At 68.1% G+C, this 15,647-nt stretch carries 13 protein-coding genes; 3 read left to right on the top strand and 10 right to left on the bottom strand.

Annotated features, from left to right (window positions below; translation table 11 throughout):
• Positions 1-278: 278 nt before the first annotated feature.
• Positions 279-1,082, bottom strand: a complete 804-nt coding sequence (locus ABT340_RS30700; protein WP_352014341.1) for a PhzF family phenazine biosynthesis protein — start codon at positions 1,080-1,082, stop codon at positions 279-281.
• A 193-nt stretch (positions 1,083-1,275) separates the two neighbouring features.
• Between ABT340_RS30700 and ABT340_RS30695 the strand changes: the two genes are divergently transcribed.
• Complete coding sequence (locus tag ABT340_RS30695) at positions 1,276-1,662, top strand: cell division protein SepF (protein WP_352014340.1); 387 nt, start codon at positions 1,276-1,278, stop codon at positions 1,660-1,662.
• A 45-nt stretch (positions 1,663-1,707) separates the two neighbouring features.
• Here ABT340_RS30695 and ABT340_RS30690 read toward each other — a convergent pair whose 3' ends face one another.
• From ABT340_RS30690 to ABT340_RS30670, 5 genes are all read right to left on the bottom strand, one after another.
• Positions 1,708-3,030, bottom strand: a complete 1,323-nt coding sequence (locus ABT340_RS30690; RefSeq protein ID WP_352014347.1) for a hypothetical protein — start codon at positions 3,028-3,030, stop codon at positions 1,708-1,710.
• 150 nt (positions 3,031-3,180) lie between these two features.
• The gene (argS, locus tag ABT340_RS30685) at positions 3,181-4,908 is read right to left on the bottom strand and encodes an arginine--tRNA ligase (RefSeq protein WP_352014339.1); all 1,728 of its coding nucleotides are present in this window, start codon (positions 4,906-4,908) and stop codon (positions 3,181-3,183) included.
• Positions 4,905-7,268, bottom strand: coding sequence for an HAD-IC family P-type ATPase (locus tag ABT340_RS30680; protein WP_352014338.1), 2,364 nt, complete (start codon positions 7,266-7,268; stop codon positions 4,905-4,907). The genes argS and ABT340_RS30680 overlap by 4 nt, the downstream gene beginning before the upstream one ends.
• Before the next feature lie 61 nt (positions 7,269-7,329).
• Positions 7,330-8,337: a phosphate acyltransferase PlsX gene (gene plsX / locus ABT340_RS30675; protein WP_352014346.1), complete on the bottom strand. Its 1,008-nt coding sequence runs from the start codon at positions 8,335-8,337 to the stop codon at positions 7,330-7,332.
• A gap of 178 nt (positions 8,338-8,515) precedes the next feature.
• The gene (locus tag ABT340_RS30670; protein WP_352014337.1) at positions 8,516-9,115 is read right to left on the bottom strand and encodes a DUF1707 SHOCT-like domain-containing protein; all 600 of its coding nucleotides are present in this window, start codon (positions 9,113-9,115) and stop codon (positions 8,516-8,518) included.
• A 215-nt stretch (positions 9,116-9,330) separates the two neighbouring features.
• Here ABT340_RS30670 and ABT340_RS30665 point away from each other — a divergent pair, with 215 nt between their 5' ends.
• Positions 9,331-10,668, top strand: coding sequence for a KamA family radical SAM protein (locus tag ABT340_RS30665; protein ID WP_352014336.1), 1,338 nt, complete (start codon positions 9,331-9,333; stop codon positions 10,666-10,668).
• Positions 10,669-10,741: 73 nt separating this feature from the next.
• Here ABT340_RS30665 and ABT340_RS30660 read toward each other — a convergent pair whose 3' ends face one another.
• The 4 genes from ABT340_RS30660 to ABT340_RS30645 form a co-directional block, all read right to left on the bottom strand.
• Positions 10,742-10,939, bottom strand: coding sequence for a hypothetical protein (locus tag ABT340_RS30660; protein ID WP_352014335.1), 198 nt, complete (start codon positions 10,937-10,939; stop codon positions 10,742-10,744).
• A gap of 163 nt (positions 10,940-11,102) precedes the next feature.
• Positions 11,103-11,624, bottom strand: coding sequence for a YbhB/YbcL family Raf kinase inhibitor-like protein (locus tag ABT340_RS30655; protein ID WP_352014334.1), 522 nt, complete (start codon positions 11,622-11,624; stop codon positions 11,103-11,105).
• A 73-nt stretch (positions 11,625-11,697) separates the two neighbouring features.
• Positions 11,698-12,549 carry an ABC transporter ATP-binding protein gene (locus tag ABT340_RS30650; RefSeq protein WP_352014333.1) on the bottom strand — a complete coding sequence of 284 codons (852 nt, stop codon included), beginning with the start codon at positions 12,547-12,549 and terminating at the stop codon, positions 11,698-11,700.
• Positions 12,542-13,483: an ABC transporter permease gene (locus tag ABT340_RS30645; RefSeq protein ID WP_352014332.1), complete on the bottom strand. Its 942-nt coding sequence runs from the start codon at positions 13,481-13,483 to the stop codon at positions 12,542-12,544. Before ABT340_RS30645 ends, ABT340_RS30650 begins: the two co-directional genes overlap by 8 nt.
• Positions 13,484-13,982: 499 nt before the next feature.
• On the opposite strand from ABT340_RS30645, the gene ABT340_RS30640 reads away from it, so the two are divergent.
• Entirely contained in the window at positions 13,983-15,608 is a 1,626-nt protein-coding gene (locus ABT340_RS30640; RefSeq protein ID WP_352014331.1) for a peptide ABC transporter substrate-binding protein, read from the top strand.
• Positions 15,609-15,647: the final 39 nt, after the last annotated feature.

Genomic DNA, 15,647 nt, shown 5'->3' with positions numbered 1-15,647 from the left:
TTCAGCGCCGATGGTACTGCACCGGGGACGGTGTGGGAGAGTAGGTCGCCGCCGGACAATCTTTTGTGGGGGGTCATCCTTTGGGGTGGCCCCCCCTTTTTTTTTGTTTTTGGGGTGGTGTGTGGGGGTGGCTGTGGGCCGCCCCCCGTTTTTTGTGTGTGGCTGTTGGGGTTGTTCCCTGGGTGTGGGGTGGCGAAGGCCGCCCCTTTTTTGTGTATGCCTGGCTTTGGGGTGCGTGTGGGTGTTTGAGGGGCGGCGGTAGCTGCCCCTTTTTTGTTTCAGGAGCGGGGCGGGAGGGCGTGGAGTTCGCCGGACAGGACGGTTACCGCTCGGCCGGCCAGCTCCACCCGGTCTCCCCGTACGGTCGTGCGAACCAGGCCGCCACGCTCGGACAGCTGGGCGCCGAGCAACGTGTCCGAGCCGAGCCGGCTCGACCACCAAGGCGCCAGAGCACAGTGGGCCGAACCGGTCACCGGGTCCTCCGGGATGCCGACCCGGGGGGCGAAAAACCGGGAGACGTAGTCCACGCCAGGCTGCGATGCTTGGGCCGTGACGATGATCCCTCTCGCGTCCACGGCCTCCAGCGCGCGGAGGTCGGGAGAGGCGGCCCGTACCGCCTCCTCGGACTCGACCTCGACCAGATAGTCCCAGACGTTCTTACCGACCCACCGGGGCTCGACCCCGAGTGCCTCCAGTAGCCCTTCGGGAGGGGAGACCTCCTCAAGGGTCTTACCGGGGAAGTCCATGCTGATCAGGCCGTTGTTCTCCCTGGTCGTGGACAGGATTCCGCTCCTGGTGCTGAACCTGAGGGTGTCCGGCGTGGGCCCGGTGGAGTAGAGCACATGCGCCGCGGCCAGCGTCGCGTGACCGCAAAGATCAACCTCGGTCTTCGGCGTGAACCAACGCAGGGAGTACGGCTCGCCGGGCTGTCCGCCGAGCAGGAACGCGGTCTCGGAGTGCCGCATCTCCGCGGCGAGGTCCTGCATCCAGCCGTCCGGCGTGGGGTTATCGAGTATACAGACCCCCGCCGGGTTGCCCTTGAAAAATTGATCAGTAAACGAATCAACTGTGTATATATGCATGGCGTAACTCTAGCCATGTGGGAGATAAGCAGCCCAAAGCGGGTAGAGAGGCCAGACAGGACCGGTGCGCTAGCCGTACAAAGTGGGAATATGCGCTGGGCGTGTCGCGCGGCGAACCTTACTTCGTCGGTTAACGTCCAAGGTTGTAGGGACAGGCCGAGTACGGCGCGGTCCTGTAGGAAAGGACAAGCCGATGGGGGCAGTGCGTAAGGTGGCGAGCTACCTGGGGCTGGGTGGAGCTGAGGACTACGACGAGGCCTACGACTACGAGGACGAGGTCGAGGGCGAGGATTGGCAGCCGGCCTCGGAGCGTGCGGCCAAGCGCTGGCGTGCCGTCGTCGAGCCCTCCCGCATCGTCATGCTCACTCCGCGTAAGTACAACGACGCTCCGATCATCGGCAAGCACTTCCGTGAAGGCCAGACCGTCATCATGGATGTCAATTGCATGAGCACCGCGGAAGCCACAAGAATGGTGGACTTCGCGGCGGGGCTGGCCTACGGCTGCGAGGGGCACATCGAGCGCATCGCGGAGAAAGTCTTCCTGCTGGCCCCCGCGGATGTGGAGATCACCACCGCCTGATCCCCGAAGTCACAGCGGTGCCCCGGGTCGTGTGAGGCCGTACGGCTAGGCGGCCCGGGGGCCCCTGCGCAGCAGGCGGGTGAGTTCCGCCAGGTCGGAGGTGGCTCCCTGGGCGCGTTTGTCGGCCTCACGGGCGTACTCGTGCAGGGCCCACACCGCGCCGTCGGCCAGTTCCCGCAGCTCGGAGAGCTGCTTCGTGACATATTCGGCGTCCGCCCGCTCACGTCGGCGGCGCGACCAGAGCTGGTGCGCCCCTCCCGCGGCCAGCAGTAGTGCCAGCACGGCGGAGGGCAGCGTGGCCGGGGTGACGGCCGCGACGACCAGGGCGGTCACCGCCAGGGCCAGCAGGGAGTAGGCGAGCCAGGGCTTGCCCAGGGTCTGCACGCCTTCCACGGCGATGTGCCGTTCGGCGGCGGCCAGGGATTCGGGGTCGGGACCCGAGGGCCGCAGGATCACCCGGTGACCGAGGAGCGGGATGGAGACCGACTCGGGCGGCGCCACCTGCGTGGCCCTGGTCAGGCTCTCCGCGGCGGTCCGTACGATCGGCGCGGCGACGTGCAGCGCGATGGCCGCGAGGGCCGGGTCGGAGGAGGGTCGCAGGTCGTCCAGCAGGTGCTCGGTGAGCGGCTTCTCCGGCCGCTGCGGTCCCTTCACGACGCGCTCCGGCCGCACCAGGCCGCGCAGTACGGTCAGGGTCTCCTCCGCCGACCACAGGGCGCGTGACGTACGGCCCGTGCCGGCGGCCCTGGTCGTGGTGATCTCGGTGCAGCGGCCGAGCAGGCGGGCGAGCTGGGCGGAGGCCTGGACCGGCTGCGCCAACTCGGGGAACTCGGCCAGTTCGGGGAAGTCGACCAGCGAGGGCGGCACGACCATCGACGGTTCGTGCGGGGTCAGCGCGCTCAACCATCTGGCGGGTTCGGATCGTGAGGGTACGGCGACCGCGTCGAGTTTGCGGAGCACGAAGATCTTGCCCGCCGGGCCGTACGCCCCCTGGGCGGCGGCGAGCCAGAGCGCGCGCTGGCCGTGGGACACCGGACGGTCGAGGGACAGTTCGCCGAAGGCGGTGCCCATCCAGGAGGCGTGGATGCGTTCGCCCTGCCCGCACAGGGCCAGGGAGAGACACAGGAACAGGGCGGTGCGCCGATCGTCGAGTTGGGCGGCGCGGCCGAGCGGTTCGACGGCGTCCTGTCCCCGCAGGAGGAGCAGCAGGGCCTCGACGGCGGGGGACAGCCAGTAGCCGGGAACGTTCGTCGAGCTCGTGGGGGCGGGAATCGTGGAGCAGGTGGCGTCGGCGGCCAGGTTCGTCAGGAGCGCCTCGGCGTAGCGGTGCAACTCCGTCTTGGCGTGAGGGTTCGCGGTCAGGTCCATGCTCAAGGCAGAGAACTCTCCGAAGTTGTGACCGATGACCGCGCCAGCGTAGTGCGATTCGGTCATCCCCCTCGGGAGGCGCGCCGAATCGAACTTTGCCGGATGATCACCTCGATTTGCCGAATCGAGGTGATCATCCGGCGGAACGGCTCACATACGGTCGGGTACCGGGACGCCGAGCAGGCCCAGACCGGTGTCCAGGACACGCAGGGTGAGGGCGCACAGGGCGAGCCGGGAGGCGCGCACGGCCGGGTCGACGTCGCTCTTCAGGACGGGGCAGTTCTCGAAGAACGTCGTGAAGGCGCTGGCGGTGTCGAAGAGGTAGGCGGCGAGCTTGTGCGGAGCGGAGCTTTCGGCCATCTCCGCGACGGCGGCACCGAACCCGAGCAGTCGCAGCGCCAGGGCCCGTTCGGCCGGGTGGCCGATGACGATCGGACCGGTCGCCTGCGCCGGGTCGACCTCGCCCTTGCGGAAGATGGAGCGGATCCGCGCCTGGGCGTACTGCAGGTAGGGGCCGGTGTTGCCGGTCAGGGCGAGCATGCGGTCGAAGTCGAAGACGTACTCGCTGTCGTGACTGACCGACAGGTCGGCGTACTTGACCGCGCCTATGCCGACGGCGTGGGCGATCTCCCTGCGCTCCTCGTCGCCGTAGTCGCTGTCGCGGATGACCTCGGCGGCGCGGACCTCTGCCTCGTTGAGGAGTTCGAGGAGTTTGACCGACTCGCCGCTACGGGTCTTGAACATCTTGCCGTCGCTGCCGAGCACGCTGCCGATCTGGACGTGCTCCGCGTGGACGTGGTCGGGCAGCCATCCGGCGATCTTGGCGGAGGCGAACAGCATCGACATGTGCTGGGCCTGGGTCGCGCCGATCACGTAGAGGAGCCGGTCGGCCTTGAGGTCCTGGACGCGGTAGCGGATCGTGGCCATGTCGGTGGTGGCGTAGCCGTACCCGCCGTCGCTCTTGCGGATCATGAAGGGGAGCGGCTGGCCCTCGCGCCCGGTGAAGCCGGGCGGGAAGACACACAGCGCGCCGTCGCTGACGACGGCGATGCCGCGCTCCTGGAGCTCGTCGCAGACCTGGGCGAGCACGGGGTTGTACATGCTCTCGCCGGCGATGTCGTCGTCGGTCAGCGTGACGCCGAGCTGGGTGTAGACCTTGTTGAAGTAGCGGACGGTGGCGTTCATGAAGATGTGCCACAGCCGCATGGTCTCCGGCTCTTCGGCCTGGAGGGTGACGACCCGGGAGCGGGCGCGCTGGTTGAACTCCGGGTCGGAGTCGAACTTGGACCTGGCCGCCTGGTAGTAGGCGTTGCCCTCGCCCGCCTCCAGCTGGGCGACGGCGGCCTTCTCGCCGATGTCGAGCAGGTGCTCGATGAGCATGCCGAAGGGGGTGCCCCAGTCACCCAGGTGGTTCTGCCGGACGACCCGGTTGCCGATGTGCTCGTGGACACGGGCCAGCGCGTCGCCGACGATGGTCGTGCGCAGGTGGCCGACGTGCATCTCCTTGGCGGCGTTCGGCGCGGAGTAGTCGATGACCACGGTCTGCGGGGAGCCGGTCAGGGCCACGCCCGTGCGCGGGTCGGCGAGCGACTCGTTGGCCTGGGCGGTGATCCAGTCGTCGGAGAGGGTGATGTTCAGGAAGCCGGGGCCGCTGACCTCGACGGTGCCGGGGAAGTCGGTGAGCCGGTCGGCGATCTCCTGGGCGACCTCCCGCGGGGCTCGTCGCAGTCGCTTGCTCAGACTCATCGCGACGTTCGCCTGGTAGTCGGCGAACTGCGAGGGACGGATCAGCGGGTCTGCGTCGGTGGACTCAGCACCGAAGGCGGCGCCCAGCGCCTGCTGGACGCGCTCGGTGAGCACGAGTTGCGGGTCGGTCATACCTCAAGGGTATCGGTTGGTCTGTCCTGAACCGGCGATTTATCGACCGGTCGCATGACCCGGAAGACGATCGTCAGGGCGAGCGCGGCGACCACGCTGATCGCGATCGAGACCACGTCGTCGGCGGGGTCGCTGAGGGTGAGCGCGAAGAACTCGCGGGTGAACGGTACGGCGAGGGAGAGCGCGAACAGCACCACCATGGCCCCGACCAGTGTGACGCGCCACCACAGGTACGGCCTGGCGATCAGGACCAGCGCCCACCAGGTCACCAGGAAGAGGGTGATGACGGCCGCGGTACGGCTCTCCTCCGGGGTCGCGCCGCGGGTCTCGGCCAGGAGGTACGACAGGTGGACGGCCAGCGCGCAGACCACTCCCCAGGGGATCGCCAGGCGGAGCACCCGGGGCACGAACCCCGGTTTGGCCCGTTCGCTGCTCGGCGCGAGCGCGAGGAAGAAGGCGGGGACACCGATGGTCAGCGCGTTGACCAGCGTGGAGTGCCGGGGGGTGAACGGGAAGGCGAGCCCGAAGATTCCTGCGAGCAGCGACAGGACGAGCGCGTAAAAGGTCTTGGTGAGGAAGAGGCTGGAGACGCGTTCGATGTTGGCCAGCACCCGTCTGCCCTCGCCGACCACGGAGGGCAGGCTGGTGAAGTCGTCGTCCATCAACACGATCTGGGCGACCGCCCTGGTCGCGCCGCTGCCGGAGCCCATCGCCACACCGAGGTCGGCGTCCTTGAGGGCCAGGACGTCGTTGACGCCGTCGCCGGTCATCGCGACCGTGTGGCCCCTGGACTGCAGGGCGCTGACGAAGAGCCGTTTCTGGTGCGGGGTCACTCGGCCGAAGACGGTGTTCGTGTCGAGGATCTCGGAGAGTTTGTCCGGGTCGTCCTCCGGCAGAGTGCGGGCGTCGACCGCGTCGCGCCCGCCGGGGACGCCGAGAGCGGTGGCGATGGCGGAGACGGACTCGGGGTTGTCCCCCGAGATGATCTTTATGGCGACACCCTGTTCGGCGAAGTAGCGCAGGGTGTCGGCGGCCTCGGGGCGGATGCGCTGTTCGAGCACGACGAGGGCCCGGGGCTCGACGGAGCCCACGGGGTCGTTCAGGGTGGCGACCCTGCCGAGGGCGAGCACGCGCAGGCCGGTCGCGGCCAGGTCGGCGGCCTGGCCGTACCCGGGGGTCTCGGGGGTGAGCAGGACGTCGGCGGCGCCGAGGACCCAGGCGCCCTTGCCGGCGAACTCCGCTCCGCTCCACTTGCGGGCCGAGGAGAAGGGGACGGCCGTGGTCGCGTGCCAGCCGGGCGGGGAGGGGTGGGCGACCCTGATGGCCTGGACGGTCGGGTTGGGGGTCTCCTCCAGGTTGGCGAGCGCGGCCAGGGCCTCAGTGGTGAGCGAGGGGGTGAGCGGGTCGTCGGCGAGGGAACGCACCTCGGCCAGGTTCATGCCGCCCGCGGTGAGGGTGCCGGTCTTGTCGAGGCAGAGCACGTCGACCCGGGCCAGGATCTCGATCGCGGGGAGTTCCTGGACCAGGCAGCGGCGGCGGCCGAGCCGGACGACGCCGACGGCGAAGGCGATGCTCGTCATCAGCACCAGCCCTTCGGGGATCATGGTGACGATGCCCGCGACGGCGCCGGTGACGGCCTGGCCGAAGTCCTCCGCCTTGTTGAGCTGGCTCCAGGTGAGCAGCATGCCGATGGGGACGACCAGCCAGGTGATGTACTTGATGAACCTGGTGACACCCGCGCGCAGTTCGGAGTGCGCCAGGCCGAAGGCGCTGGCCTCCTGGGCGAGTTTGGCGGCGTAGGCGTCGTCACCGACCTTGGTCGCGACATAGGACCCGGTGCCCGCGACCACGAAGCTGCCGGAGAGCACCTGGTCGCCGACGGCCTTGTGCACCGGGTCGGCCTCCCCGGTGAGCAGGGATTCGTCGATCTCCAGGCCGCCGGAGCCCGTGATCTCGCCGTCGACCAGCAGGCGGTCGCCGGGGCAGAGCAGGATCAGGTCGCCGAGCACGACCTTCCTGGGCGGGATCTCGGTCTCCGCGCCGTTCCTTCTGACCCTGACCGGGGCCTCGTTGACGACGGCGAGCCGGTCGAGGGTGCGCTTGGCCCGTAACTCCTGGACGATGCCGATCGCGGAGTTGGCGACGATCACCAGCCCGAAGAGGCCGTCCTGCCACTGTCCGAAGATCATGATCAGGACCCAGAGCGCGGCGATCACCGCGTTGAACAGGGTGAGGACGTTGGCGCGGACGATCGCCGACAGCGACCTGCTCGACCGCCTGCTCACCTCGTTGACCTGTCCCCGGGCCGTGCGTTCGGCGATTTCGGCCGTGGTCAGCCCTCGGTCGGCCAGCTGCTCCACGTGTCGTCCCCCCGAGGTCGGTGCGAATCCCACCATACGGGGATGAGGAACGCCTGGGGCGTCACCACAGACGATGGGGACGGTGCGCGGCCAGGCGTTCGCCGACGCGGCCGACCACGCCGGTTCTGGCCAGCTCCGCCGCCAGCACGCACGCGGCGCTCACGCCGGTGGCCTGGGAGGCGCCGTGCGCGATGACCACCGTGCCGTTCAGGCCGAGCAGTACGGCGCCGCCGTGCACCTCGGGGTCGAGACGGCGCTGCAACCGCTTGATGCGGCCGCGTTGCAGCATGCCGCCGACCCTGGCGACGGGGCTCTCCTGGATCGTCCCGCGCAGTTCGGCGAAGGCGTAGCGGACGCTGCCCTCCATGGTCTTGAGCGCGACGTTGCCGGTGAATCCGTCGGTGACGATGACGTTGACGGTTCCGGTGAGCAGGTCGTGGCCCTCGACGTTGCCGGTGAAGTTCAGGCCGGGGGCGGCGGAGAGCAGTTCGTGGGCCCGTTTGACGAGCTTGTTGCCCTTCTCCGGTTCGCTGCCGATGGTCAGCAGGCCGATCCTGGGGTCCTCGATCCGCAGCGCGGTCTCGGCGTAGGCCGCGCCGAGGTGGGCGAACTGCACGAGCATCTCCGGCTTGACCTCGGCGTTCGCCCCGGCGTCCAGCAGGATGGTCGGGGAGGGCAGGGTCGGCAGGGCGACGGCGATGGCCGGTCTGAGCACTCCCTGCTGGCCACGGAGCCTGAGTTTGCCGGTGGCCACGATGCCCGCGGTCGATCCGGCGGAGACCACGGCCGACGCCTCGCCGCGCCGTACGAGGTGGCAGGCGACGGCGATGCTGGAGCGGGGGCGGCGCAGGCTGGCCAGGGCGCCCTCGTCCATGGCGAGCGCCTCCTCGGCGCGGACGATCGGGATCTCGGCGGTCGCGTCGTGGAGGGAGAGCGCCTCCTGGAGGGGGCGCGGCGCGCCGACGAGCACCACGCCGATCCCGTGCTCCCTGACGGCCTGTACGGCTCCCGCCACGATCTCGTGGGGAGCGTGGTCGCCGCCCATCGCGTCGAGGGCTATGGGCGCCATGTCCTGCGAAGCGGCATGTGAGGAGGCGTGCGGGGCGGCCGCTGCGGCGCGGGGAGCCTCGGTTTCGGGCAAGCGGTCACCTCGTGCGGGATGGTTTGTCCGCATCGTAGGCGTGCTCCGTGGTGAACGACGCAGTCGGGGGGACCGGGGCGTGTTTCCCAGGCCTCTCACGGAGGGGCTAGGGCCTGTCCGGGAGGTTCCAGTCGCTTCGCTCCCTGGAGACGATGATCTTACCGAAGGTCGCCTTGCCGGTGACCCTGATGACGGGGCCGTTGCCGGAGCCGACCCCGCCGGAGATGCCGCGCTTGGCGAACAGCGCGCCGACCTCGTCGATGACGTGGGCGTTCTCGGGAACCCTGACGATCAGCTTGCCGAACAGGGAGGTGACCTCCAGGGTGATCTCCCGGCCGGGCAGTACCGCGTCGGACAGGTCGACGATCAGCGCGCCGAAGGTGGAGGACAGCTTCGTGTGGCGGCCCGCGATCCACCGGCCGCTCCTGACGACCTTGCTGAAGACCGCGCTGACCTCCTGGTTCTGGGCGCCCAGACCGCCGGACGGGGTCGTGACCTCCGGCAGGTCGTGGATGATCGGGGCGAGTTCGCCGACCGTGACGGCGGAGTAGGTCGCCTCAAGACGGTCGGCGTGCTCGACGCTGGTGAGGCGCCCCGAGGCGAGGGCCTCGGCCAGTACGGTCGCCACCTGGTCGCGGTCGGCGTCTGAGGCGCGCAGGGTGGGGCCGGCGCCGTTGGCGCCGTTGAGGCCGGGGTCCCGTGACATGGGGGACAGGGGAGCGAACCGAGATGTGGGTTCTGGGGAGGTCATGGGGCGATTGTACGACTATTCGAGATATATCGCGATGGTGGATGGCAAAGAAATGACGAACCGGGGAACCGGCCGCTGAGCTGGTTACGTCCGGGTATATAAGCGCCAACGACGCGCGAGAAGCGGGAGAGGTTTACGTCAAAAGCAACAAAAATCGGAGGTAAAACTTAGTGAGCGTACAAGAGAGCGTGGTGCGCGGGTTTCGCGCCTACACCGCGAAACACCTCGACGGCCTGTTGCGACGGGCCGGACTCGACGAGGAGAGCCGGATCCGGGTCAGGGCGGTCGCGACCGTGCTGCCCTTTCGCACGAACGCCTACGTGGTCGACGAGCTCATCGACTGGGCGGCGGCGCCCGACGACCCCCTCTACCGGCTGGTCTTCCCCCAGCCGGACATGCTGCCCGAGGCCGACGTCTCCCGGCTGGCCACCCTGCTGAGGGAGGAGGCTCCCCAGGGAGAGGTCCAGGCCGCGGCGCACGAGGTCAGGCAGCGGCTCAACCCGCATCCCGCGGGGCAGCTCAACCTCAACGTCCCCCGTGTCGGGAACGACCCGGTGCCTGGAATGCAGCACAAATATCCAGAGACTGTCCTCTTCTTCCCCAAACAAGGACAGACCTGCCACGCCTACTGCACCTACTGCTTCCGATGGGCCCAGTTCATCGGCGAGCCCGACCTGAAGTTCGCCTCGGGCGACGTCGCGAGCCTGGTCGGCTACCTGAAGGAGCATCCCGAGGTGACCGGGGTGCTGATCACCGGCGGCGACCCCATGATCATGGGGGAGCCGGTGCTCAGGCGCTATCTGGAGCCGTTGCTCGACCTTGAGCAGCTGGAGTCGATCCGCATCGGCACCAAGTCGCTGGCCTACTGGCCGCAGCGCTTCGTGTCCGATCCGGACGCCGACGACACGCTGCGCCTGTTCGCCTCCGTGGTCGAGGCCGGCAAGAACCTGGCCTTCATGGCGCACTTCTCGCACCCCCGCGAGATGGAGCCGCCCGTCGTCAGGACCGCCGTCGAGCGGATCCGTGCGACGGGCGCGGTGGTGAGGACCCAGGCCCCGCTGATCAGGTCCATCAACGACCACCCCGAGACCTGGGCGTCCATGTGGCGTGCCCAGCAGACGATGGGCATGGTGCCGTACTACATGTTCGTCGAGCGGGACACGGGGCCCCAGGACTACTTCGCGGTTCCCCTGGCCAGGGGGTACGAGATCTTCAGGGAAGCCTACGCGAGCGTCTCGGGGCTGTGCCGTACGGTGCGGGGGCCGTCCATGTCGGCGACGCCGGGCAAGGTGTGCGTGGACGGTGTCACGGAGGTCGAGGGCAGGAAGGTCTTCGTGCTCCACCTCATCCAGGCGCGTGACCCCGGTCTGGTCGGACAGCCCTTCTTCGCGGAGTATGACCCGAAGGCGGTCTGGCTGACCGATCTGCGCCCCGCGTTCGCCGACCGCTTCCCCTTCGAACCCTCACTGGCCGAGCGCGTGCCCCTGGCCCGGCGGTTGACGGCCTGATCGGTCGGCCGGAAGGGGTTTCCGGCCGGTGCGTTTCCCGCTGCCCTCCGTGTTGATCGCTTTCCGCGGTGGATCAGAGGTTCTGCGGGTCCTGGGGGCGCGGGGGGCGGACGGAGGTACGGCGGGCGATCTGGGCCTGGAGCCTGGCCATCTGCCAGTGCAGCTCGATGAGCTGCTCGGCGAGTTGCAGGCGTGGAATCTCGGACGGGTCCTCTGTGGCCAGGTGGTCGATCGCGGCCGACAACTCTCGCATCGCGCGCTCCCACTCCATGACGACTTCCTCGGATCGAAACAACGTTCGAATCATAGCGGAACGTCGATCACGATGTCCGTCAATTGCCGTCCGGTGTGGCTCGTCCCGAGGTGGCGCGCCGCCGACCAGGCGGGACGCCGGCGGTCGTGACGCGACACGCCGGTGCCCGCCTGGGGACGGGTCAGTTCTCGTAGACCGGGGCGATGTAGCCGCGGGCCACGGTGTGGGCGGTGATGTTGAAGCCGACGACCGCGGGCGGGGAGTCGGGGCTCACGTCGAGCTTCTCCACGTCCAGGGCGTGCACCGCGAAGACGTAACGGTGCGGCCAGCCGGGCGGCGGGGCGGCGCCGCCGTAGGCGTTGATGGAGTAGTCGTTGCGGCCGTGCACGCCGAAGGTGGTGTCCGGGCCACCCGCGCCCGCGGGCAGCTCGGTCACGTCGGCGGGGATGTCGAACAGCAGCCAGTGCCAGAACCCGCTGCCGGTGGGGGCGTCGGGGTCGAAACAGGTCACCGCGTAGCTGAGGGTGCCCTCCGGGGCGCCCGACCAGCGCAGGTGCGGAGAGACGTTCTGCCCGTTGGACCCCCACCGGTCGAACACGTGGGTCAGGGACAGGGTCTCGCCGTCGCGGACGTCGTCACTCTCGACGGTCAGCGCGGGAACCTGGGGCAGGAACTCATAAGGAATCGGTGGCCGTGAGGACACGGATTCACCTCCGATGGGAGCGTAGTTCTTGGTCGCTCCTCATCCTGCCCTGTCAGGTGATCACATAGGTGTCTCAGGCGTTGTAGGCGGCGAGGACCGTCTTGGGGTCGCCGTCCATCTTGATCTTGCCCTTGTGCAGCCAGATGACGCGGTTGCAGGTCTCCTCGATCACGTCGAGGTTGTGGGCGACGAGGAAGACGGTGCCCGCCTCCTCGCGCATCTGCATGATGCGCTCCTGGCTCTTGCGCTTGAAGTCGCGGTCGCCGGTCGCCAGGGCCTCGTCGATGAGCAGCACGTCGTGGGCCTTGGCCGAGGCGATGGCGAAGCGGAGCCTGGCGCCCATGCCCGAGGAGTAGGTGGACATGGGGAACTGGACGAACTCTCCGATGCCGGAGAAGTCGACGATGTCGTCGTACCTCTCCTTGACCTGGGAGGGGGTCATGCCCATGGCGTAGCAGCCGAGGACGATGTTGCGCTCGCCGGTCAGTTCGCGCATCAACGCGGCGTTGACGCCGAGCAGGGAGGGCTGGCCGTCGGTGTAGACCGCGCCCGAGTGCGGCGGCAGCAGTCCGGCGATGGCGCGCAGCAGTGTCGACTTGCCCGAGCCGTTGCGGCCGATGATGCCGATGGCGTCGCCGTGGTAGGAGACGAAGGACACTCCCCGTACGGCGTGCACCTCCTTCATCTCCGGCCTTCCCTGGCGCTTGACCAGGCGCATCAGGGCGTTGGCGGCGTTGCCCTTCTCGCTGTCCGAGGCCGCGCCGTACACGCGGTAGATGATGTGCAGGTCGTCCACGATGACCGTCGGGGTGCCCGCGCGGGGGTGTGGAGCCTTCTCCGGAGCGGGATGCACTCTGACGTCCGTGCTGGGGACGGCAGGCTTGTCGGCCTTCACTTGGGGCAGCTCCTCGGTCAACTCAGCCACGGCCGTACTTCTCCTCGGCTCGCCAGAAGTACCAGAAGCCACCGATCAGGGCGAACAGTGCCCAGAATATGCAGGTGAACCACACCCAGGGGCGGGTGGGGTGGAACTGGATGAGCAGGTCGCGCATCAGTTCGATGTAGGAGGCCGCCGGGTTGAAGTACATGAGGTCGGCGATCCACTGGGGCATGTGCCCTTGGGCGACGACCCTGTCCTGGATGGAGAAGAACACCCCGGAGGCGTAGAGCCAGGTGCGCGTGATGAAGGGCAGCAGCTGGTTCAGGTCACGTGCGGTCGAGCCGACCCTGGCCAGGACCATGCTGGCGCCGATGTTGAACATCGTCTGCAGCAGCAGGGCGACCGGGATCAGCAGCCACATCCAGGTGATCGGCTGGCCGGTGACCAGCACGAGCACCATCAGCACGCCCATGGAGATCAGGACCTGCTGGAACTCCTGGATCGTGTAGGCCAGGGGAAGCGCGGCCCTGGGGAAGTGCAGGGCGCGGATGAGCGACAGGTTTCCGGAGATCGACTTCGCGCCGCTGGTCACCGAGCGCTGGGTGTAGGTGAAGACGAACACCCCGGTGACGAGGAAGGCGATGTAGACGTTGGGGTCCATGTTGCCCCGGGCGCCCAGGATCACGCCGAACATCAGCCAGTAGATCGCCGCGTTGAGCAGGGGCGTCAGGACCTGCCAGAGTTGGCCCAGGGCTGAGGTGCTGTACTTCGAGACGTTGCGCGAGGTCGCGTACGTCATGACGAAGTGCCGTCGTTCCCACAGTTGGCGTAGGTAGACGGTCAGACGAGGGCGTGCGATGGCACGCCGAAGTCCGTAACGCTCGGCGAGCTTGGCCAGCGGCTCCTGCGGCTTGGCAGGGGTGCCGTTACTCGGGCCGCCCGCCTGGGCGTCCGCGATCGCGGATTCCGGCTGGCTCATGGCAAGGACTCTATTGGATGCGGGTGGATGGGGTGCCTGCGGCGGTGGTCCGCCGCACACATTGGACGGGATCTCCGAGAAAGAGGTTCCAGGGCAATTGTGCGGTTCGCCGCCGGAGCCTCGAACCCCCCGCGACCTCGCCAACGTTAGCCCAGCCGCGGCCCACCCGTGGGCGATGAACGCGAGCATCCTGGACGCGAGGGTATTTTTGCGTGACCCTTCCCGTATCGCATATGACTCTATGTCGGCTTTATATCCTGCTGTGAAGTTGGGCTGGGCCAGTTGGCGGCCGTACGGCATCCGCCGGACGTGTACGTGACCGAACTGCAACATCACAGAGACAACTCGGTGTGGAGCGGTGCGGGATAGTCGCGTCCGACCGGTGTGACGTCGGCGCGTCAGCCGGGACGGCGGGAGCGGAGGGCACGAGATCCTCCGCCGGTCGCGCGGGCTTCGGTAGCTCGCGGCGGCGCCGCCTGCAAAGGGAGGAAACACCGTAATGCGCGTTACTAAGGGCGCACAGGTCATCGCTGGTATCGCGCTGCTCGCTCTCGGCCTGGCCGCGTGTGGCGGACAGGGGGCGACGGGCACGGCGGCGGGCGATCCGCCGGTACGTATGCGGATCGCCGAGCCACAGAAACCGTTCTACCCGGGTGACACCATCGAGACCGAGGGCGCCGAGGTGCTCGGCGCGGTCTTCGCCCCGCTGGTGAGCTACAACGACGACAAGCAGGTCGTCAACAACGTCGCCGACTCCATCAAGACCAGTGACAGCCGGGTCTGGAAGATCGTGCTCAAGTCGGGCTACACCTGGCACAACGGCGAACCGCTGATCGCCGAGAACTACGTCGACGCGTGGAACTACGCCGCCAACCGCGACAACGCCCAGGGCGCCAACAGCTTCTTCAGCCGCATCGAGGGCTGGGAGGACCTGAACCCGCCGGAGGGCAAGCCGGTCACCGTCAAGGCGATGCGGGGCCTCAAGGCCCTTGACGAGCACACCCTCCAGGTCACGCTGAGCAAGCCGTTCTCCCAGTTCAAGACGATGCTCGGCTACGTCGCCTTCTACCCGCTGCCCAAGGCCGCCTTCGACGACAAGGGCAAGGTCACCGAGACCTACGCCAAGCAGCCGATCGGCCAGGGCTACTTCAAGATGGACCGGCCGTACAACAAGGGCGTCGACCAGACGATCGACCTGACCCGCTACGACAGCTTCCCCGGCACGAAGCCCAAGTTCGACAAGCTCCAGTTCAAGATCTACGCGGACTCGGAGACGGCCTTCAACGACCTGCGCTCCGGCGGGCTGGACATCCACGACGCGCTGCCGCCCGCGGCGATCGCCAGCGCCAAGGCCGAGCTGGGTGAGCGCTACATCGACCAGGCGGACGCCGGTATCGGCTACATCGGCTTCCCGCTGCAGTTCAACAGCACCTACTCCAACATCAAGGTCCGCGAGGCCATCTCGATGGCGATCGACCGCAAGACGATCACCGAGACGGTCTTCGCCGGGACGCGCTCCCCGGCCGACGACTTCATCAACCCCCTCCTGGACGGCTACCGCCCCGGCATCTGCGCGGCCTGCACCTACGACCCCGCCAGGGCCAAGATCCAGTACGAGGAGAACAACGGCCCCAAGCTGATCGAGCTGGGCTACAACACCGACGGCGCGCACAAGGAGTGGATCGAGGCCATCGCCAACAACCTCCGCGCCAACCTCGACGTCGAGGTCAAGGTCAAGACGTTCGAGAAGTTCGCCATCCTCCTCGACGGCCTGGTCAAGAAGGACTACGGCGGCATGTTCCGGATGGGCTGGTTCATCGACTACCCCTCGGTCGAGAACTACCTGACCCCGGTCTTCTCCACCAACGCCATCAAGACCGGTTCCAACTACGCGGGTTGGTCGAACAAGGAGTTCGACGACCTGCTGACCCAGGGTGACGGCGCGACCTCGCTGAAGGACGGCCTGAGGTACTACCAGCAGGCCGACGACATCCTGGTCAGGGAACTGCCGTACATCCCGATCTTCTACTACCGCACCAACGCGGCCTACTCCCAGCGGATCAGGGGACTGAAGATCAACCTGATCAACCTGGTCGAGTGGAACAAGATCGAGAAGGTCGGCTGAGAGAGGGCGGGGCCGTTCCCCGGCGCCGGGAGCGGCCCT

This window comes from Streptosporangium sp. NPDC000239 (assembly GCF_040300765.1).
In the GTDB taxonomy this organism is placed as follows: Bacteria; Actinomycetota; Actinomycetes; order Streptosporangiales; family Streptosporangiaceae; genus Streptosporangium.
The sequence above is the reverse complement of the archived record's forward strand: the minus strand, read 5'-3'. Positions and strand labels throughout refer to the sequence as shown.